The organism is Spirosoma pulveris (assembly GCF_054781875.1).
In genome coordinates this window covers 506965-526868 of the sequence record NZ_BAAGTO010000003.1, presented here as the reverse complement: position 1 = coordinate 526868, position 19904 = coordinate 506965, and the positions used below count along the sequence as shown (strand labels likewise).

Annotated in this window: 17 protein-coding genes; 2 read left to right on the top strand and 15 right to left on the bottom strand. The window is 52.8% G+C overall.

The features are described from left to right. Window positions 1-48: 48 nt before the first annotated feature. Window positions 49-591: a DUF5606 family protein gene (locus tag ACYVJM_RS14975; RefSeq protein ID WP_461149039.1), complete on the bottom strand. Its 543-nt coding sequence runs from the start codon at window positions 589-591 to the stop codon at window positions 49-51. 129 nt (window positions 592-720) lie between these two features. Continuing rightward, window positions 721-1323 carry a ribosome biogenesis GTP-binding protein YihA/YsxC gene (yihA, locus tag ACYVJM_RS14970; protein WP_461149038.1) on the bottom strand — a complete coding sequence of 201 codons (603 nt, stop codon included), beginning with the start codon at window positions 1321-1323 and terminating at the stop codon, window positions 721-723. A gap of 184 nt (window positions 1324-1507) precedes the next feature. Between yihA and ACYVJM_RS14965 the strand changes: the two genes are divergently transcribed. Further along, window positions 1508-1981 (top strand): thioredoxin family protein, encoded by a 474-nt coding sequence (locus tag ACYVJM_RS14965; protein ID WP_461149037.1) that lies wholly within the window; start codon window positions 1508-1510, stop codon window positions 1979-1981. Window positions 1982-1992: 11 nt separating this feature from the next. Here the strand turns inward: ACYVJM_RS14965 and ACYVJM_RS14960 are convergent, their stop codons facing one another. The 13 genes from ACYVJM_RS14960 to tgt all read right to left on the bottom strand — a co-directional run bounded on the left by ACYVJM_RS14960 (window position 1993) and on the right by tgt (window position 18486). Next, window positions 1993-2988, bottom strand: a complete 996-nt coding sequence (locus ACYVJM_RS14960; protein WP_461149036.1) for an MraY family glycosyltransferase — start codon at window positions 2986-2988, stop codon at window positions 1993-1995. A 9-nt stretch (window positions 2989-2997) separates the two neighbouring features. After that, the gene (locus ACYVJM_RS14955; RefSeq protein WP_461149035.1) at window positions 2998-4200 is read right to left on the bottom strand and encodes a glycosyltransferase family 4 protein; all 1203 of its coding nucleotides are present in this window, start codon (window positions 4198-4200) and stop codon (window positions 2998-3000) included. Next, window positions 4197-5834 (bottom strand): heparinase II/III domain-containing protein, encoded by a 1638-nt coding sequence (locus tag ACYVJM_RS14950; protein ID WP_461149034.1) that lies wholly within the window; start codon window positions 5832-5834, stop codon window positions 4197-4199. Before ACYVJM_RS14950 ends, ACYVJM_RS14955 begins: the two co-directional genes overlap by 4 nt. After that, a complete protein-coding gene (locus ACYVJM_RS14945; protein ID WP_461149033.1) occupies window positions 5831-8020 on the bottom strand; it encodes a bi-domain-containing oxidoreductase in 2190 nt (729 codons plus the stop codon). The genes ACYVJM_RS14950 and ACYVJM_RS14945 overlap by 4 nt, the downstream gene beginning before the upstream one ends. Further along, a complete protein-coding gene (wecB, locus tag ACYVJM_RS14940; protein WP_461149032.1) occupies window positions 8017-9123 on the bottom strand; it encodes a non-hydrolyzing UDP-N-acetylglucosamine 2-epimerase in 1107 nt (368 codons plus the stop codon). Before wecB ends, ACYVJM_RS14945 begins: the two co-directional genes overlap by 4 nt. Window positions 9124-9133: 10 nt before the next feature. Beyond that, window positions 9134-10201: a Gfo/Idh/MocA family protein gene (locus ACYVJM_RS14935; RefSeq protein WP_461149031.1), complete on the bottom strand. Its 1068-nt coding sequence runs from the start codon at window positions 10199-10201 to the stop codon at window positions 9134-9136. A gap of 80 nt (window positions 10202-10281) precedes the next feature. Beyond that, a complete protein-coding gene (locus ACYVJM_RS14930; protein WP_461149030.1) occupies window positions 10282-11415 on the bottom strand; it encodes a glycosyltransferase in 1134 nt (377 codons plus the stop codon). Then, the gene (locus ACYVJM_RS14925) at window positions 11412-12431 is read right to left on the bottom strand and encodes a glycosyltransferase family 4 protein (protein ID WP_461149029.1); all 1020 of its coding nucleotides are present in this window, start codon (window positions 12429-12431) and stop codon (window positions 11412-11414) included. The genes ACYVJM_RS14930 and ACYVJM_RS14925 overlap by 4 nt, the downstream gene beginning before the upstream one ends. 7 nt (window positions 12432-12438) lie before the next feature. Further along, window positions 12439-13770: a hypothetical protein gene (locus ACYVJM_RS14920; protein WP_461149028.1), complete on the bottom strand. Its 1332-nt coding sequence runs from the start codon at window positions 13768-13770 to the stop codon at window positions 12439-12441. Next, the gene (locus tag ACYVJM_RS14915; protein WP_461149027.1) at window positions 13770-14792 is read right to left on the bottom strand and encodes a CgeB family protein; all 1023 of its coding nucleotides are present in this window, start codon (window positions 14790-14792) and stop codon (window positions 13770-13772) included. Before ACYVJM_RS14915 ends, ACYVJM_RS14920 begins: the two co-directional genes overlap by 1 nt. 16 nt (window positions 14793-14808) lie before the next feature. Then, complete coding sequence (locus ACYVJM_RS14910) at window positions 14809-16143, bottom strand: nucleotide sugar dehydrogenase (RefSeq protein WP_461149026.1); 1335 nt, start codon at window positions 16141-16143, stop codon at window positions 14809-14811. Next, complete coding sequence (locus tag ACYVJM_RS14905) at window positions 16115-17209, bottom strand: GNVR domain-containing protein (RefSeq protein WP_461149025.1); 1095 nt, start codon at window positions 17207-17209, stop codon at window positions 16115-16117. The genes ACYVJM_RS14910 and ACYVJM_RS14905 overlap by 29 nt, the downstream gene beginning before the upstream one ends. Window positions 17210-17355: 146 nt before the next feature. Then, entirely contained in the window at window positions 17356-18486 is a 1131-nt protein-coding gene (gene tgt / locus ACYVJM_RS14900) for a tRNA guanosine(34) transglycosylase Tgt (protein WP_461149024.1), read from the bottom strand. 141 nt (window positions 18487-18627) lie between these two features. On the opposite strand from tgt, the gene ACYVJM_RS14895 reads away from it, so the two are divergent. Beyond that, window positions 18628-19833: a glycosyltransferase gene (locus tag ACYVJM_RS14895; protein WP_461149023.1), complete on the top strand. Its 1206-nt coding sequence runs from the start codon at window positions 18628-18630 to the stop codon at window positions 19831-19833. The last annotated feature ends 71 nt before the right edge of the window (window positions 19834-19904 follow it).

Genomic DNA, 19904 nt, shown 5'->3' with positions numbered 1-19904 from the left:
ATTTTATTCGTCTTACCTGGGGTACTAACCCGTCTGGTAAGCGTATGTTTAGGCTTTTGGCGATTTAGCCGTTTTCTTTTGCTTGACAACGGGCGCTTCTTCTTCAGGCGCTTCGTTCGTTACCGGGGTTTCTTCAGCTACCGGAGTCTCCTCAACGGTCGTTTCTTCTGCAGGGGCATCGGCAGCCACGTCAAAAACCTCCGGAGCAAACTGCCGAAGAATACTGTACCAGGTAATCAGTTTCTTAATATCTGCTGTCCGAACGCGCTCACGGTCATAGGTAGGCACAACAGAGGCCATAAAATCTGCCAGCTCGTTGTTTGACCCCTTTGGGTCGACGGCCAGCGTCTCCCCGTATTTTTCGTTGATTGCCAGCAAAACCTGACCCAGCGAGATGGATTGTTCTTCGCTATCGTCATCAACGTAAATAGAAATATCGCTCAACACTGATACCCGAGCCGTTGGGCCCATCATGGTTTTCGCCTTCTTTTCGTCTAATGACTCAACAATTACACCGGCCCGTCCGGGTTTCAGAATTCGGTAAAGGCCGCTGTAGCCAGCCACATTGGCAATCTGTTTTAATGGTTCCATAGAGAGACTTTGTAAATTGGTAACGTGTGTTTTGCTGCGGGTATTGTCTTATTAAAAAGCGAATGAGTGAAAGCATATGGCCCACCTGGCTTCCCGTTCTGGAAACTCCGGCTATTTCACTTACTTCGCTTATTTTCTATAGCCTTCATTGAGCGGGCGGATAAAGGAAAGGATATCCTCCCGACCAGCCGCGGTGACGGCTGAAGTGACAAAGAACTGAGGAGCTTCTTCCCATTCTTCAAGCAGACGATTGCGGTAGGTATCCAGCGTTGCCTGAAGTTTGGTTAGTCCCAATTTTTCCGTTTTCGTAAAAACAATGACGAATGGCAAACCCCTTTCGCCCAAATTGGCCATAAAATCAAGGTCTAGTTTCTGGGGGGGGATTCGGGAATCGACCAGTACGAAAATACACAATAGGTTGGGCCGTCCCGTGAGATAGCCATCGATGAGGGCGGCAAATTTCTCACGCTCGGTTTTGCTGACCTGGGCGTACCCATAACCGGGAAGGTCGACCAGATACCATTCGTTATCAATGATAAAATGGTTGATCAACTGCGTCTTACCCGGTTTACCCGAAATTTTAGCTAACGACGAACGGCTGGTCAGCATATTGATCAGCGACGATTTACCGACGTTCGAGCGGCCAATAAACGCATATTCGGGCCGGTCGGGCTTGGGGCACTTGGCCGGGTCGGAGTTGCTGATGAAGAATTCGGCTTGCTTAACAGGCATAATGTTATTGACTAAAACGGCCGCAAAGTTCGGAAAGATTAAGGAGAATGGCACATGATTTGTAATTTGCTCTACTATAAGCTAATTATGTCTTATAAAACGACCCGCCGATGGAAACGAAATTCGGCCGTTCGTTCGTTATCATCCCGAAAACCAAAAAGACTACCGGTACACCGGTTCGACTATGAAAAAAGTAATTTGGCTACTAGCTATCCTGCTGGTGGGAATCCATTCAGTACCAACGAGCGCTGCCCTTAACTCATCTGAGCCGAATCCTGCCAAAGTCGGCAAACGTGCCACCAGTGACGATACCGAAGGTATTCAGTTCACGGAAGCTTCCTGGAGAGACATTTTGAAGAAGGCAAAAGCGGAGAAAAAGGTGATTTTTCTGGACGCCTACGCCAGTTGGTGCGGCCCCTGCAAACTGTTGCAGAAAAACGTATTTACGAAAAAGGCCGTTGGTGAGTTCTACAACGGAAAATTTATTAACGTAAAAATGGATATGGAAAAAGGAGAAGGCCCTGCCCTGTCGCAGGTGTATCCGCTGGAAGCCTATCCAACCCTGCTGTTCATTGACAGCAATGGTAAAGTCCTGAAAAAAGTATTGGGATTACAGACGCCGGAAAACCTGATTGCGATCGGTAAGAGCGTAAAGTAATTGGGTCGGTACTACAAGCGGGTTGGTTTTTCGAAACCGACCCGCTTTTTTGTGCCCTTGTCAACCTGAATTCGGCTCAGAACATACCCGCTGCTTAAGCCGAAAATTACCAGCCCAGCCACCAGCACTTGCTCCATTATCGGCTTATTCATGGCCACGATCACGATTCCATTGATACAAAACTGAGCGCACGCGTACAGGGCCGATACGCGCAGATGCGTCCACCCCGTAGAAGTGACCAGAACCTGATAAAGGTGCATCCGGTGCGACTGAACGATGTTTTGTCCAAGATAAAGCCGGTAGAGAATTGTCAGCAGACTATCTATGCCATACACCGAAATGAACAACACCGGCAACCAGGAATGACGGTGTCTAACGCATTCCATAATACCATATAGCACAATAAACCCCATAGAAATACTCCCGACATCCCCCGCAAAGCAAACAGCCTGTGGGCGGGCATTCACATAACTGAATATAACCAGAGCGATCAGTACGCAGGGGAATAACGTAGCATTATCGCCCGGCATCGAACCCTGTACGAACCAGAGCGTTCCAGCAGTTACAAGGCTATAAAAAGCAGTCATGCCATTGATACCATCCATGAAATTGTACGCATTCAGTGCAGCCAGGCCTACCAGAAGCAGTACAGCCGCAACAGGCCAGTGGCCTGCTAACAGGCCTTCCTGCACAAACAGTAACCCTACCGCCAGCACCTGTACCCCGATTCGATAGCGTTTGGGCAAGTCGGCAAAATCATCCCAAAGGCTAATGAGCGCCAGGGCCGTTAACCCAAGGCAGAAGCAAACGAGATTGTCGTCACGCCAAACGGCAGCCAACGCAGCAAGGTAGAATATAAGTCCGCCCGCGCGGACTGTCGCTGTGTGCTGGTGCATACTGCGCTCAGTAGGCTTCTCGAAAAACGCATACCGACGCGCCAGCCGCAGATAAAGCCACTCGACGGCAATCAGCTCTAGTGTCAGCAAAAAATAGTCGGGGAGGCTCATGGGCGTATGCTAAGCAGAAGGTGGGTTTGGCGGCTGCGCGGTTTGGAGGATTTCAGTTACCATAGCCTGACTGATGGTGCTACGCTGAAATTTCGTTCTGAACTCCGTCCGGCTTTGCCTGACATAAGGCGTTTTCTGTAGCTGCCGAACCAACTCATCCACATTGCCGGGTTCGAATACGATACAGTTTGCCAGGTGTTCGTGGATAAACGAGGCCGCATACCCGGCAACGCCCGCAATAATTGGCTTTTCGGTGGCGCCATACTCGAATAATTTTGAGGGCAGCACCCGTTTGCAGACATCCAGGTCATTGAGGTGCAGGAACAGGTAATCGGCCTGACGAAAAGGGGCCAGCAAAGCCGCCCGGTCGACAGTGTCGCGCAACTCAACCGTATCAACTCCTTCCCGACGAATAGCGGCTTCCAGCTGGTGTCGGGCTCCTCCATCGCCAATGATCAGAAAGCGGTAAGCCGAACCCAGCCTACGGGCCGCCTGTGGAATGATTTTATGGAGCCCCTGCCCTTCGCCAATATTACCCACATAAAGAATCAGCCGGGGTTGTTGAACGGGCGCTGATAGGGCCGCTAAATCCGTCAGGAAGACATCGTCAATTCCATTCGTAAAATAACTGTACGTTGCCGTTGGATAGGACTTGAAATAAGGCCGAAAACCCTCCGAAACCAGGTTTATATGACTGGCCGTTCTGAAGGTATATTGCTCAACAGCTCGGAGCAGTGGGTTCAGGAGCACGGCAGCCATCGATTCCCCAAGGGTATCCAGAATGGCTTCGCGGAACAAATCGCGGATGTCCAGAAACAGCGGCACCTGATAGTCGCGTGCTATTCGTGCCGCCAGAAATGCCGTGAACAGACGGGCCGACGATGCTACAATGAGGTCATATTTTTGTTGACGGACCAGCCGGTGCACGGCTTTGTAATAAACCGCGAACGAGCGCATCTGCCCCAACTGACTACTGTTGTGCGGGGGTACCTGAACGCGCCGGATCGTTACCGGGCAGTTGCTATCCGTCCACGCTTCCCGGTCGGCAGCGGCTGGCTTGAACGATTGATACCGATTGGGGTGGGTTGTGATGACGTGAACGGCACTTTCGGCACTGAGTCGGCGGGCGAGTTCACGTACCAGCGCGGCCGTCCGAAACGCACCGGGCCCCGTGTCGGGCTCAAAATAAAACGTCAGAAAAAGGATGGTCATGGGCTCATTGTCAGTATCGTTTTCAGACTCCCGCTAAAGTCAACCCGGATGCAGTACCCCACCTTCAACTGATTGAACCCCCCGGCCATGGCATAGCTTTCCAGCGATACAATGGGTTTCGTTTCCGCTAGAAACGCAAATGCCCAATTGCCTGCCTTTACAGTTTGGCCTGTGATCTGCACGGAGACCTCCGGATGAACATGAAATCGGGCTAGCCCGGTTGGTATATTGTTGTGGCGATTCCGGATAGTCTGTAACCAGTCGAAAATCGTGATGCTAGTTGGGTGCATTACCCACGTCCGTTCGTGGAGTACCCCCAGTTGCCGGTACCCATCGTGCCGGGCAGTGAGCCGAACAGGTGTATCGTCCAGAGTTGTGACCCGCGCCCGTCGGCCTACCCGAAAGTTCGCCCATACTTCGGACGAGTTAACCCCGCTTACCTCAATGGTGTTATGAGCCGCGGTACTGCGCTCCCACGCCCGGCGAGGCCCCGGCTCATAAGTCGAGGTACCACTATCCACAAGCAGCGGAAAACCGTCGGCGTATAGAATGAACGAAAAGGTATCGGCATGTGCATGACCAGGCTGCTCAGTTGGGCCAACGGGGCCAACATCCACAAAAAGTTCGTAGCGGTCCTGCCGAAACATCCGGTAGCCCGTATCCGCTGGCTTATTTCTTCCAGAAAATACCGTCTCCGATTCACAGCTGCCCTGTCCAGTAAACAGAGAGACCGCTTTTTCCCGTAGCCGGGCCGTTGTGGGCGCCACCCCATACGCCGAATCATTGACCATAGGAACATCGCCGTTACGGAAGGTGATCCGGTCTAGCCAGCCACCCATTTGATGGGCTTTGGCGGCCAGAAAATCAGTAAACGTCGCGTTCAGTCCTCGATGCCAGCCGTCGCTCTGTAACACGACCAGCACAGTCAGTAACTGATCGAGCAAAAGCTGATGGTACATGGGGCTACGCTCATAATGACCGCCGTCTGCCAGCACCTGCGTCCGTAGTTCGGCCTGAACAAGCGCTGCCCCCTTGGCGAACCACCGTTCGTTTCGATAATACAAAGCACCCAGCAGCAGTGCGAAACCATTTTCGAGCAGATGGTTGCCACCAATGTGGTACTCTACCCGCCGACTCACCAACGCAATCTGAGCGGCCAGGTGGTGATCGATAGCTTTATCCTGAAGCTGGTGACGGCTCAAAAACTGAATCCAGTTCATGATTCGAAGCGAGGTAGGGTATGGCTCCAGTCCATCCTGCAACGAGCTGGTCTGCCGGATAAACATGCGTATCAACGCAACACCGGCCTCCGGCAATAAACCCGGTTGATTCAGAAAATCGAAATAGTTGAGGTGGTACGTCCAAAGTTTGCCGTAACCGGCCGTTTCCTGCTGCTGACCGTTCCAGTCAATGACACCGCCCTTTGGCACATACGTCCGGTTCAGGAACGTGAACACCCCCGTCTCGTACGTTATTGATTTATCCGCTTTAGGAACGGTGAGAAAATACGTGGCAGGAATGGTTTTCGAAAAGCGCAGTTTCGGGCGATGACGAATGCGGATAAGCACCTGGAAGATGATTTGCCGCCTTGTTAAATGACGCACGGTTCGCCAGATCAAGCCCGGATTATTCATCGTTTATCTGCCGAAAAAGTAGGGGTTGACTGAAACAGATTGATACCGGCAACATCGACGAAACGATTCTCATGCAGGCTTTGCAAAGCGGCCAACATCGTTTGAGTTGTGTTAATAATTTCCGCAAACGGAATAAGTGGAGTTGTCCGATCAGTTTGACCATTACGCACCACATCAATCAAGTGCTTCATCAGTTCAGCATGGCCTTTATTCTGCCGACCCGCCAGGCGGCTGAAGCCCTTGACGCCATAGCCCGTCAGCGAGCTAAAGTTGTCGAGCACCAGCGTTCGCCCCTGCGAATACACTTCCACCCGCTCTTTAGGATAGGCTTTACTCCCGTTGCTGAAATAGTTTACTACGCCCGTCGACCCGTTGGCCAGCCGTAACAGCATGGACGCCGAATCGGTCGTTTCTGTAGGTTGCGGCCCCATGGCGTTGAGGCATACGCTAACAATCGGGCTGCCCGCCAGAAAGCGGATCAGGTCGACAAAGTGACAGGCTTCGCCCAGAATCCGGCCGCCCCCACTGTCGCGGTCATGCTCCCAGGCATTCGCCGGGATAAACCCTGAATTGACCGTCATGACAATATTCATCGGTATCGTACCGGTATGCTCCCCACCCAGCAAAGCTTTCATTTTTTGGGCGTACGGCGAGAACCGTCGATTAAAGCCAACCATGACGAGCCGACCTGACGCTTGTTGCTCATCGACCAGGCGGGTGAGCTCGTCCGGGTAAATAGCCAGAGGTTTCTCCACAAACACATGCTTACCCGCCCGCAAAGCTTCTATAGCCAGTTGGGCGTGGCTATCGTGGCGGGTGGTGATGATGCACAGGTCAATCGCCGGATTGTCCAGAATTTGGCGGTAGTCGGTGGTGCTTTGCGGTATTCTGAATTTATGAGCCAGTACCGTTGCCCGTAACCCGCCGGCACTGGCAATGACGCTCAGATCGGCACCAGCGGCTTTCAGGGCTGGCAAGAGTACCGCGCCGGTAAAGTTGCCAGCCCCGATAATTCCCACCGTTGCACTTCCCGGCTTATGCACGCCGGGCGTGAGCGTATGTATTGACGTCAACGTCAGCTGTTCGGGGTACGTCAGCAAAGGCGCAATCTGCTCCGATGAATCAAGACAGGCATAGATTTTTTCGAACTGAGTCAGCGGTACTGTTTGAGAGATGTAAGGCTTCACCTGCAACTGCCCCGTAGCCATCACCTGAAGAATGGCCTGGAAATTCCGGTTGGCGGTCCAGCGTACATGCGTCAGCGGGTAGTCCTGCCCTCGCTGTTCGTAGTCGTCCTCGTAGCGACCGGGGCCATAGGCGCACGACACCTGAAACGACAATTCCTTTTCGTAAAAATCGGCCCGGCTTATGGTTAGGTCGACAACGCCGGTGAGGACAATCCGTCCCCGTTTCCGGCTCATGCGTGCAGCCTGCGCGAGCAAACGACCGGCCTGAGCCGAAGCGGCAATGATTACCCCGTCGGCCCCTACCCCATTTGTCAGGCTCAGCACCGCGTTAACCGGGTCGGTTCCGTTGGCCGGATTGATTACGGCTACACAGCTTTGCGCAGCTATCCGGCATTTGGCTTCATGGATGTCGACGCCAATGACCCGGCAACCGTTGATACGCAGCAGTTCGGTTGTTAGCAGCCCAATCAGCCCCAGGCCGATGACCACAACCGTCTCGCCGAATGTCGGGGCCAGCAGTCGGATACTTTGGAGCCCGATGGCCCCGACAACGGTAAACGCGGCCTCGTCGTCGCTCACCTCCACCGGAATCAGAGCCACCAGATTGCGGGGTACACAAACCACTTCGGCATGGTGCCCATTCGACACAACCCGATCACCAATCTTAAGATCAATAACTCCTTCGCCCACGGCCAGTACCGTTCCTGCGTTGCAGTAACCAAGCGGCAACGGCTGATTGAGTTTACGAAAAACGGCCTCCAGCGTAGGTAAAAGGCCATCTGACCGTATCTTATCCATCACCTGCTTCACCCGGTCGGGTTGCTGGCGCGCTTTGTTAATCAGGCTGGACTGGCCAAACTCAACCAGCATCCGCTCGGTACCGAGCGACACCAGCGACCGGCGCGTCTGAATCAGAATCTGCCCCCGCCGAACCTGCGGAGTCGGTATCTCTTCGAGTTGTACAACGCCGGTTTTGAGGTTCTGGATGAGTTGTTTCATGCCGTTAATTGACCAGGCGCAGTTAATATGGTCACGATTCGGGCAGCGGATTCGCCATCCCATAACGGTGGCACCTGACCCATTTTGGTATGCCCATTGAGAATAGCGGCCAGCTTTTCCCGAACGGTTGCAGGATTCAGATCGGGCAGTAACTGGTTTGTTCCCATAGCGATGGTTACAGGGCGCTCAGTTGAGGTCCGAAACGTTAGGCAAGGCACGTTCAGATAGGTCGTTTCTTCCTGAATACCGCCCGAATCGGTGATGACCACGGCCGCGTATTCCATTAGGTTCAGGAACTCCAGATACCCCTGCGGAGCGAGCAAGCGAACGTTTTCAAGAGCCATCAACTCAGGCATCAGGCCAAATTCCTCCAGCCGGGTGCGCGTTCTTGGGTGAACAGGAAACAGAACAGTCAGGTGTTGTGCCGTACTACCTATCAATTGAATAAGTCGGTTCAATCCTGCTTTGGTATCGACATTGGCCGGGCGGTGCATGGTTAGCAGGGCGTAACAATTGGGCGTCAGGCCCAGTGTCCCAACGGTATTCAGTGCCCGAGCGTTAGTCCGTTGCTGAACCAGCGAGTCGATCATTATATTACCGACAAAATGAATTTTATGGGACGGGATGCCCTCCCGCAGCAGGTTTTCGAGCCCGGCCTCCTCCGTTACAAAGAGCAGATCGGCCAGTGAGTCGACCAGTATCCGGTTGATTTCTTCGGGCATCTGCCGGTCGCCGGCCCGAAGCCCCGCTTCTACGTGAGCCACCCGAATCCCCATTTGAACCGCTGTCAGCGCACAGGCCAGCGTACTCGTTACATCGCCCACAACCACTACCCAATCGGGTTGCTCGGTCTGGATAACCCCCTCGAATTTGCGGATAATCTCGGCCGTCTGTTGGGGTATCGTTCCGGCACCAACCGCCAGGCAGTAGTCAGGTGGCGGCAGATTCAGCTGCGTCATGAACACCTCGTTTAACCGATCGTCGTAATGCTGGCCCGTATGAACGAGTATTGATTGAACACTCGGTTGAGTAAGGAGGGCGCGGTGCAGCGGTGCCACTTTTACAAAATTAGGCCGGGTGCCAACGACACTGATAATCTTCATGGATTGGAATTCAGGCCACTGAGTGGGAAAAGTCGGCGGTTACGGTAACGACCGTATTGGTTTCCAGGGCCTCCCTTGTTTTGAGCATGAGATAGCCCGTTTCCCGAATCATTGCGCCTGTTTCCTGCTTTGACTTATCGCTCCGCATTAAGTAACTGTCGAGAACAGACCGGCGGTGTCCGTGGTCCCGAAACCACAATCGGTGGTTGCGGACAACGGGACCAATATCCAGCCGCAGGGTTTGAAAGTCCGTTAACTGAGCCAATAGGTTTCCTTTATGAACATTCAGCGTTTCCCGAACCCCTTCGAACGTGTGCCCTTTCGCCGAAAAAGTAATCGTTGCGATGGAGCCATCGCCAAACACATAAGACACACTGATGTTGCAGTCCGACTGTCGGGAGCGCGTCGGGATGATCTGAACGGGGTAACGGCCGGAGGCCGGAATCAGCCGTAAGGCAAAGTCAATCCAGTGGCACAGATTTCCCAAGATTCGCCCGCCTTCTTCCTCCGCAAAGTACCAATGGTCCGGGTCAATGGCGTGGCCCGCTACGAACCAGTTAATCATAGCCGGGCCTGTCTGAACGTCCATTTGCTCTTTCAGCAACCTGCCTAATGGGCTTTCGGGCCGATTAAATCCCAGACGAACGCGGCCGTCATGCTGGTCGATGGCGGTGCACAGTCGAATCAACTGATCGAAATTGACCACAGGCGGCTTTTCGATATGAACGGCTTTACCCTTCCGGATGGCAGCAATGGCATATTCGGCATGTGACGCATGATTCGAGACAATGTAAATAAGGTCGATGTGCGGGTCATTCAGCACGTCATCGGCGCTCGTGGTGTAGTAGTCGGCCCGGTAACGCTGCGCCAGCGAAATTGCCCTGTTCAGCTCCGTGTCCATGACAGCCCGAATCACTGTTCCGACCTGTCGATGCAGGTAATAAGCGATATTGGCGTAGGCGAATTTCCCGCAGCCAAGTATACCAACGTGCTTACCCGTTGGTCCCGCCGGTACCGGCAGCGACGACGTTTGCGGATACACCCTATTCATGTGATAGTGCGCCTGTACTTTAGCCATCGACCTAAAAAGGCCATATAGACGTATGTAACGAGCCACTTTTCGAATCCTAACGGAAAGACGCTGCCGGGTATAGTCCATCAGTATGCAAGTCTATTTTGCGTATGCGCGGCATTGTACACATCCGACCAAAGTGCGCCATACCCGTCTGTCGTATATTCGCTCCGTACCAGTTGGGCGGCCCGCGCCCGATACCCGGCATAGTGGTCGGGATGCATCGTCAGGAATCTATCGACAGCTTTCCGAAGGGATTCGGCATCGTTCGGCACCCATAGGCCGGTCTGCTTTGTTTCAAGCACTTGCCAGGGCGTATTGGTTGAAGCAATAACGGGTGTTCCCTGCGCCAGCGATTCGATAACAACGTTGCCAAAGCTCTCGGCATGCGACGGCAGAATCAGCACATGGGCATTGGCGTATATTTTTTCTTTGCCCTCGCCCCGTACGGTACCTATGAAACATACTTTTTCTGAGAGCCCCAGCCCGAATACCTGTTCTTTTAGTTGCCGGGTATAAATTTTATCGGTATCCGGGCCAGCAATCTGGAGTGAAAAGGGACTATTCATGAACACAGTTGATCCAGCGAGGGCCTCCAGCAACCGCTCAATACCTTTTATTGGATGCAATCGCCCCATAAACAGCAGGTAAGGCCGGGCCACCCGTACTACCGGCAGCGGCAGTTCCATCATGGTTCTGAGTTTCACAACCTGAACATGTGCCCCCAAACGACGCTGAATCTGCCTTATCTCGTCCCCTGACGTCGCATGAAACAGCACACCGGCACTTATTCCCCGAAACAGAATCAGTAAAAGTCGCTTTAGATACGGACGAAACCGTAATGCCGCCGGACTCAATTCTCCGTGGGGTGACCATACCACCGGCTTGCCTCCCAGTAGACAGGCGATGACCCAAACAAACGAAGCAGGATAAAACAGGCTGTTTACATGCACAACATCTGCCTTACGAATAGCTTTTAACCCATACAGAATATGTCTGAAGGGTAAGTAAAAATGGGGGTTCTTCGTGTAAATTACCCGGCCGCAGTCCATTGATAGCCAGCAATTGAGTGGCACTGCGTTCGGAATGTCCTGCGAAGTAGCCACGATAGACACCGAATGGCCTTGTTCTGTTAAGGCTTTTGCCTGCCAGTAGATCGTGTTCGACGAACCGCCCACCGGCGCCGGATAAAACCAATCGGCCGACATAACGATTTTCATAAAAAGGAAGGCGTTGACAGGGGTACAGAACGAACGTCATCATATAATTTACGGTAACGTTGAGCCGCCACTGCGGTGGTAAATCGCCGGGCGTTTTGCAGGCCTTTTCCAATCAACTCCTGTCGGTAATAGTCGTCACGAATGAGTTGCCAAATCCCCTGTCGAATGGCATCGGTATCGACGGGATCAACGAAAAGAGCCGCATCGGCAGCCACTTCCCGCATGGGCGATCGATCGGACGTAAGCACAACCCGTCCAACGGCATTGGCTTCAAGAACAGGTAGACCAAACCCTTCGTACGTGGAGACAAACGTGACCATGTCGCAAGCCCGATACAAGCGAACGACTTCTTCCAGACTAAGGTCAACATAGCTTAGATAGCTGATTCTCCGCCGATTAAGCTCCACCACCAGCTTGGTCGATAGTGGTCCAACGAGGACAAGAGTGCAACAGATTCCCTCAATTGCTTTTACTAAACGGAACACATTTTTGTTTGCTGCGGTACCAATCTGTAGCAGGATCGGCTGGCGATGGCAAAACGGTTTATCGCAGTGAACAAACAGTGGATCATAACCATTGGGAATAACCTGCACCTTCCGGGCAACACGGCCTACATAGCGTATTAGTTCCTCTTTTGTTGTCGCCGACACGGCGGTTACAATACGAGCCCGACAAATGGGTAAATAGTACCAGAACAGCCAGAAGACCGCGTACCGAAGCGGGCGGTACCGATTGTGTTCCAGCAGAAAGCAATCATGAATGGTCAGTATCGTCCGGGAAGCGGGTAAAGCCAGGGCGGCATAATGCACATCGCCGGTGATATGAAAAACATCGGCGGTGAGCCGCTTCACGAAACGCATGTTTTGCCAGATAGTACGCAGGCTCCGACTGATGTGGGGCAAGTAAGCGGATTTCGTTGGCAGACCGTGCGCGGCCAATTCATTGCGTAGGCGATCAAACTGGTACTCAAGGCTATGCCCGGTGCCGGGACTTCGGAATAGGAACAGAACGGTCATCGGTGGATCAAAGTTGGATACCAATCCGCTTTGTCAACCAAAAGAGCAGTGCGCCGAAAATAGCTCCATTGATCAGGCTCCCCCAGGTAGACAGCAGGTCGGTTTCCATGGTTAGACAGCCGATGTACAGCATAGGTAACCAAAGAATAATTGACGGTCTGCTTTCTGTCAGGAATAAACCATACCGAAGCCCGCTGCTTAATAACAGGCCATAGAACAACGCAAACAGCACCCCGCCAAAGCCAAAGTTGACGTAACCCTCCCCCAAAGGCGACAGATTGATACTGGTATTCTCGGACTGCGGCAGGGTTGTGAACCGCCGAATATTCTCATAACCACCTGTTTGCGGCTTTCCGGGCCAGATAAATCGTGGCACTAGTGGATACAGGAGCGACAACAGTACATCGCCCTCCGCATAGGCTTCGTGCAGGGGTACTTTGGCCATGGCACTCCCTACCATAATGCCCTGATTGAACCGAACAATCGACAAAAAAGCATGATCTGCGTTCAGCATCCTGGCCGGATTGGTAAGGCGGTCGGTGAGCAGGTCGACCATCAGGCGGGCATCGCCACGGCGTTCGGTTCGCTGCTGGCCCCAGGTATTGTACCGGTACTCGCCCTTGATCGACTGAACCAGCAACAGCAGCAGGCAGGCCACCACAACAACAATACTTTTGAATCGGGTTGTTAAACCGCCGGGCATACCCGCCGAAACGAAAACGGCCGCCAGTATACCCCACAAAAACAGTTCTCCAAACATACCAGACCAGACCGTGTAGGCCAGCAGCACGATAAGTACGCTGCCGATGTGGATCAGGCGGTATTTACTTTGGGAATAATAGGCATAGAAGGCACTAACGAACAGGCAGTTGGCCGGTAACAGACCAATGAGGCTTGGCGCATCGGGCCTAATTGTCCGAACAATGAAACCCGCCAAACCAACGATGAGCAATACGACAGGAGCGGTCTGGTTATGCCGCAGGTAGACGGCTGCCGCCTGAAAACAGTACCGGTGTGAGTCTGCTGGCTGCCATATGACCAACCCATGAATTCCGACATAAAACGCACTGTAGGCGGGCAGAATAAAGGTAAAATAAGTAGTAGAGTCGACCGGCATGGACGCCGGAAAAACCTGGTATGTGATGGCTGGCACCAGCAGCAACTCCACCGATGCAATGAAACCAATGCACTCCATCAGGGCTATAGTTCTGCCCAACAGCGTAATAAATTGCTGAAACGCATACACGGATACCGCTACCGCCAGAGATTCATACGCCGTGGCATCGCTCCCTTGATAAATGACCCAAAAAAGCAAAAAAGCAGGCACTAGTCGCTTCATCAGAGCCCTGCATTTACCGACGCAACCGGCAGCCCCACGGTATGCAGCAACTCGCCAACGCGTAGATCGAGGGTATGATGCTGCTGAAAATGAACATACTGCCGATCAGCCAGCTCGTGTCGTTCGCTGGCGTGCGACAGATAATGGCGGATTTTATCAATGGCCTCATCCACCGACCGGTACGTTACCAGATCGGCCGACACGCCCGTGTATTCCTCGATGGTGGGTTTATAGTCGGACAGTTGAAAGGCCCCAATCCCATTAATCTCGAAATATTTCTGGTTGACCGATGTTATTTCCGCGTAATGAAAATTATTGAAAACAATTTTGGCGCCGTACAGCAACCGATTTTTATCCGGACCAACCAGGTACTGCTTCCGAAACGCCGACCGCACCACCGGGCGCAAATAAGGCCCCTCGGTACCGTACACCGCCACCTTGATACCCGCTCGCATGAGGTGCTCGATCATACGCGCCCGGTAGGCATATAAATTACCGAACACCAGCACATCGATCTCCGTAAGCCATTCGGCAATCGTTTTTTCGATGGCTGGCTTCCGATGAATACGGGGGTTGAACCCTTCGGGCAGATAGTGTGCATTGGCCCCGATCTTGTTCGCCAGAAAGTCAACGACAAAGGGCTCCTTGGAGAAATAATGATCGAAATCGGCGGCTATGATCTGCTGCTTTTCCAGATTCGATAAGGCATCCGGATTGATTTGAACGACAGGCGGGCCGGGGCAGTGTTCTTTAATCTGCCGGACGATCATGGGATGCAGATTTCGGTACACCACCAGCACCAGATCGGGCCGAAGCTGCGCCACTTTGTTGGCCAGCCGAACACTCACCACCCGATCATAAGACTCGATGAAGCGCGACACCCAGTAGTTCAGCCGGACCGATACCGGCAGCACATCCGCAATGTCAACGATGGACACTTCATGCCCCAGCGTCCTGAACGAATCGCACAGATTGTACTCGAACGAGTCGAATGCCTGGCTTCCAACAATGGCAACCTTCATGTTTCTTTGGGTTAGTTTACAATCGCCAGTAGGTTACCTCATCCGCCTGACGTACGGTGTATAAGCCCTTCAAATCCAGCAAAATCGGCGAATCCGTCATGAGCGATTTAAAATAGGACGCTTCCAGTGTACGGTACTGGTCGTGACCAACGGCAACGATGACGGCGTCGTACGGGCGAACCGGGGCATCCAGCAGAGTCATTTTATACGCAAGCGCTACTTCATTCGGTGATGCGTACGGATCGACGATGTGGACATTGATGGCGTATTTCATCAACTCCCGCACCAGATCGACTACTTTCGAGTTTCGGATATCGGCAATATTCTCCTTGAAGGTCAGGCCCATGACCAGCACTTTGGTCTGCGCCGGATTCTTCTCGCGCTGGAGTAGCAGCTGCACCAGTTTGGTCGCCACAAAAGCGGGCATACTGTCGTTCACTCGCCGGCCCGAGTTGATCACTTGCGGTTCGTAGCCCAGTTGCCGCGATTTGTAGAGGAGGTAATACGGATCGATGCCAATGCAATGCCCCCCGACAAGCCCCGGTGTAAACGGTAAAAAATTCCATTTTGTCGACGCAGCTTTGAGTACCTCCTGTGTGTCGATTCCCATCCTGTCGAAAATAATGGCCAACTCATTCATCAGCGAGATATTGAGGTCCCGCTGAACATTTTCGATGACCTTGGCGGCTTCGGCAACTTTAATTGATGGTGCAATGTACACCCCGGCCCGAATGATAGTCCCGTAGACATCGGCAATGGTCTGCACCGCTTCCGCATCGTTACCCGACACCACTTTCAGAATATCGGTCAGCGTCCGGACCTTATCGCCGGGGTTGATTCGTTCCGGCGAGTAGCCCAGTTTGAAGTCATGGCCCAGCTTCAGGCCGGAACACTGTTCCAATAGCGGCAGGCAATCGTCTTCGGTACAGCCAGGGTAGACAGTAGACTCATAGACCACGCAATCGCCAGGTTTCAGGACACGGCCAATGGTTTCGGACGCCCGTTGCAGGGGTTTCAGATCGGGCACTTTGTACTCGTCGACGGGCGTAGGCACCGCCACGACAAAAAAATGGGCGTTCCGAAGATCATCGGGATTAGCCGTGAACCGGATATCGGCCCCGGCAAAATCGGCGGGTTGCAGTTGGTGCGATGGATCATCCTGCCGTTGCAGCCTGGCCACGCGTTCGGCGTTGGTATCGAAGCCCAACACCCGAAACTGTTGGGCAAAGGCCAGCGCAATCGGCAGGCCCACGTAGCCTAAACCGATAACGGCCAGTTGTTTTTCTTTAGTTTGGAGATTGTTCAGCAAGCCTTGTTGGTAGTTAAAAGCGTTGAGTGTGATTTCCTGCATTGTTGTTTCCCGGTAACACCCCTGCCCAGAACCGGGCGGTTATAGCCGAATTTCGGGCCAGCACGTACAGACCGCCCAGCGCTAGTCCGGCTCCGGCAAACAGCAATACAACCAGCGTTCGTTTGGGGGCGATACGCCGTAGGGGTACTTTGGGTGGTTCAAGAACTTTAAAAACGGGCGTCCGGGCCTGCACTTTTAGCTTCGATTGCTCGTACTCCCCCGCCAGTTGCGTGTAAAGGGTTTGCGCAATCGTCAGTTCGGCATCCATCCGCTGCCGGTCCATAGTTGTCGAAAGCAGTACGACATTTCTGTGCTGCTCATTATATCGAAACAAGTTCAACTGCGCCGAGTGGTATCGTTTGCGGGCTTCGTCCAGTTGCTGTTGGTAGAAGTTTAAATCCTGCCGTGCCTTTTCGGTGCGGTAGTTTCTCACGTAGCGGGTCAGGTAATTCATAGCCAGTTGCGCCACGGTTGCCGCCACACCAGCATCGGGCATAGTGGACGTGATGGTGATAATGCCCGAACGGGTATCGAATTTAGCACTTACCCGTTCGCTGATTTCTTCAGTCAGCCAGTGTTGCTGAACGGAGAGTTGCAGCGTTCCGGTGGCCACCCGCACCGGCATAACGTCTTTTTGACGCCAACCCATTAACCGGCTCCCCGACCAGGGACTGGACTGACTTTCTAAAAATTCTGCTACGGTTTGCACCCGCCCATCCGGCGCGGTGACTGGCTGCTGAATCAGGTACAGCACAAAGGGTGTGCTCTGCAACACATTGGGATATAGGTCGGGGCGAACGGCATCCACTCCCTCATCCGACAAATCGATACCTGCAAACCCCGCCACCGACGCCAACCGTTTCAGCACATCGCCCGATCCGGTACTCATTTCGGGCATCAGCCGGGCTTCCGCTCTGAATTCGGGTTGCATCAGCAGGGACACGACAACGCCCAACGCAATGAAACCGGCCAGAATGGGCAGCACCTTACGCCGTTCCTGCCAGAGCATACACACGGTCAGGACGGTGGAAAAAGGCCGCGTAAAGGGAGACGATTCAGTGTGCACGATTTGTAAAGGTGTTGACAGCTTGCCAGTTATCAAAAAAAACAGAATTAGGTATGAGACGGTAAGCCAAAGAAAAAGTCTCCAAAAGCAATCATCTGGAGACTTCACATAAAACCGCTACACTGCCTACCTTGGGTTCAGGCTCCTCACAGTCGCTGCATGAGTCGAACCACCATTTCGTTTTTCCAGGGCACAAAATCACCAGCGGCTATGTGCGTGCGCGCCTGCCGAACAAGCCATAAATAGAATGTCAGGTTATGCAAACTCGCGATCTGGCCGCCCAGCAACTCCTCCGATTTGATCAGGTGCCGAAGATAGGCTTTTGAATAGAACGTACTGGCGTACCCGCCCAGCCCGGCGTCGATGGGACTAAAGTCGCGGTTCCACTTTTCGTTCTTGATATTGATAATACCTTCGGTGGTAAACAACAGGCCATGCCGGGCATTGCGCGTTGGCATCACACAATCGAACATATCCACGCCCAGCGCAATGGCTTCCAGAATATTCGCCGGTGTACCCACGCCCATCAGATAGCGCGGTTTATCGGCGGGCAGAATTTCATTTACCAGCTCGATCATGGCATACATTTCTTCGGCGGGTTCGCCCACGGCCAGACCACCAATCGCGTTTCCCTCGCGCTCTTTACTGGCAATTACCTCCGCCGACTGACGGCGTAGATCAGCATAGGTACTCCCTTGTACAATCGGAAACAACGTTTGTCGGTATCCGTAATGGCCTTCGGTGGCATCGAACCGGTCAATGCACCGTCCGAGCCAGCGGTGGGTCATCTCCATCGACTGCCGGGCGTATCCGTAGTCGCAGGGGTAGGGCGTACACTCATCGAAAGCCATGATAATATCGGCGCCAATAATTCGCTGGATGTCCATTACCCCCTCGGGCGTAAACGTATGTTTGGAACCGTCAATGTGCGATTTAAACGTAACGCCCTCTTCTTTGATCTTCCGGGTTTGCGAGAGCGAGTACACCTGGTACCCCCCCGAATCGGTCAGGATTGGCCGACGCCAGCCATTGAACGCATGTAAACCACCCGCCTGGCTGAGCACGTCCAGACCGGGTCTTAGATAAAGGTGATAGGTATTCCCCAGAATAATTTCGGCATTAATATCCGTTTCCAGCTCACGCTGGTGAACGGCTTTCACCGTTCCTGCCGTGCCAACCGGCATAAAAATGGGTGTTTGAATGGGGCCGTGATCCGTTGTCAGCGTCCCCGTTCGTGCCTTCGACTGGGTGTCCTGGGCAGAAATCGAAAATGTCATACAGCAAAGATAGGGAAAAGGGGTGTAGTGGTGCAGAGGGTTCCTTTACTCCACCAACTACACCACTACACTATTCCCCCTTTTATCCTATCTTTGCTGTTCATTCAGAACCAACGCCTTAGCGAATAAACATCTCCCTTTGTGATTACTGCCCTGCTGCTATTCTGGCTATTTGTAGTCGGTATTCAGCTTATCTATATTCTGTTCGTCTACACTAAAACGGCTCTTTATCGCCAACCAGACCGGAATTATGCTGTTTTATCCTATAATTCTGCCGACTATTATTCTGACTCAGACGATCAGCAGGGCGTAACGATCATTGTCTGTGCCCGTAATGAGCTGGACAATCTCAAGGAACTGCTACCCCTGCTGAACAACCAGGATTATCCTACGTTCGAGATATTGGTCATGGACGACCGCTCGACCGATGGCACCTACGCTTACCTGGAAAACGACATTCCTGAACTGACCAAAGTGCGTTATATCCGGATCGACAACGAGCACCAGCACGTAACGCCCAAGAAGTACGCCCTTACCATTGCCATCAAAAAAGCCCGTTACCCGACGGTGCTGCTCACCGATGCCGATTGTCGGCCGGCATCGCTGAACTGGCTATCCGAAATGACAGAACCCCTGATTTTCGGATCTAAAGATATTGCCATCGGGTTTTCGCCTTACGAGTATTATCCGGGGCTGCTCAACCTCCTGATTCGTTCAGAAACCTTGTTTACGGCTATTCAGTATTTTTCACTGGCGCTATCAGGACGGCCCTACATGGGCGTTGGCCGAAATATGGCCTACCGGACCGACCTGTTTTTTGCGAACAAAGGCTTTTATACGCACATGAACGTGGTTGGTGGCGACGATGATCTGTTCATCAACGAAGTCGCGACGCCCTCCAACACCTTTGTTTGTCTGGAACCCGACACCTTTGTGTGGTCGAAACCCAAGACGACCTGGGCCGACTGGCGATTACAGAAACGACGGCACCTTAACGTAGGCAAGTATTACAAAACGGGAAATAAAGTGCGGCTCGCTTTGCTCACCGGCTCGCATGTACTTAGTTGGGCCGTGGCCCTGGCAGTGGGCCTGATCGTACTCGTTCATGCGCTACACTGGTATTCGTTTTCCAGCGACGAGTGGTTACTTTTGTTCGTTGGTACAGGCTTTTTTGTTTTACGGAAACTCGCTTTCTGGGCAATTGTCGGCCGAATCAGTCACCGGCTGGCTCACACAGTTCACTGGTCATTCATCCCGTTCATGGACTTACTCATGGCCATTTACTACGGAATGGCCGGCCTGAAAACGCTGTTCAACCGTCGCAAAAAACGAATTTACTGGCGATAGACTTTTAATAGATAATTGACAATGGATAATGAGTAAGCAAATCAACGCTTCATCAATTACTCATTCCCCAT

Coding starts and splice junctions, on each gene's coding strand:
- ACYVJM_RS14975 (WP_461149039.1), bottom strand. CDS start 591: ATGGAACCATTAAAACAGATTGCCAATGTGGCTGGCTACAGCGGCCTT.
- yihA (WP_461149038.1), bottom strand. CDS start 1,323: ATGCCTGTTAAGCAAGCCGAATTCTTCATCAGCAACTCCGACCCGGCC.
- ACYVJM_RS14965 (WP_461149037.1), top strand. CDS start 1,508: ATGAAAAAAGTAATTTGGCTACTAGCTATCCTGCTGGTGGGAATCCAT.
- ACYVJM_RS14960 (WP_461149036.1), bottom strand. CDS start 2,988: ATGAGCCTCCCCGACTATTTTTTGCTGACACTAGAGCTGATTGCCGTC.
- ACYVJM_RS14955 (WP_461149035.1), bottom strand. CDS start 4,200: ATGACCATCCTTTTTCTGACGTTTTATTTTGAGCCCGACACGGGGCCC.
- ACYVJM_RS14950 (WP_461149034.1), bottom strand. CDS start 5,834: ATGAATAATCCGGGCTTGATCTGGCGAACCGTGCGTCATTTAACAAGG.
- ACYVJM_RS14945 (WP_461149033.1), bottom strand. CDS start 8,020: ATGAAACAACTCATCCAGAACCTCAAAACCGGCGTTGTACAACTCGAA.
- wecB (WP_461149032.1), bottom strand. CDS start 9,123: ATGAAGATTATCAGTGTCGTTGGCACCCGGCCTAATTTTGTAAAAGTG.
- ACYVJM_RS14935 (WP_461149031.1), bottom strand. CDS start 10,201: ATGGCTAAAGTACAGGCGCACTATCACATGAATAGGGTGTATCCGCAA.
- ACYVJM_RS14930 (WP_461149030.1), bottom strand. CDS start 11,415: ATGAAAATCGTTATGTCGGCCGATTGGTTTTATCCGGCGCCGGTGGGC.
- ACYVJM_RS14925 (WP_461149029.1), bottom strand. CDS start 12,431: ATGACCGTTCTGTTCCTATTCCGAAGTCCCGGCACCGGGCATAGCCTT.
- ACYVJM_RS14920 (WP_461149028.1), bottom strand. CDS start 13,770: ATGAAGCGACTAGTGCCTGCTTTTTTGCTTTTTTGGGTCATTTATCAA.
- ACYVJM_RS14915 (WP_461149027.1), bottom strand. CDS start 14,792: ATGAAGGTTGCCATTGTTGGAAGCCAGGCATTCGACTCGTTCGAGTAC.
- ACYVJM_RS14910 (WP_461149026.1), bottom strand. CDS start 16,143: ATGCAGGAAATCACACTCAACGCTTTTAACTACCAACAAGGCTTGCTG.
- tgt (WP_461149024.1), bottom strand. CDS start 18,486: ATGACATTTTCGATTTCTGCCCAGGACACCCAGTCGAAGGCACGAACG.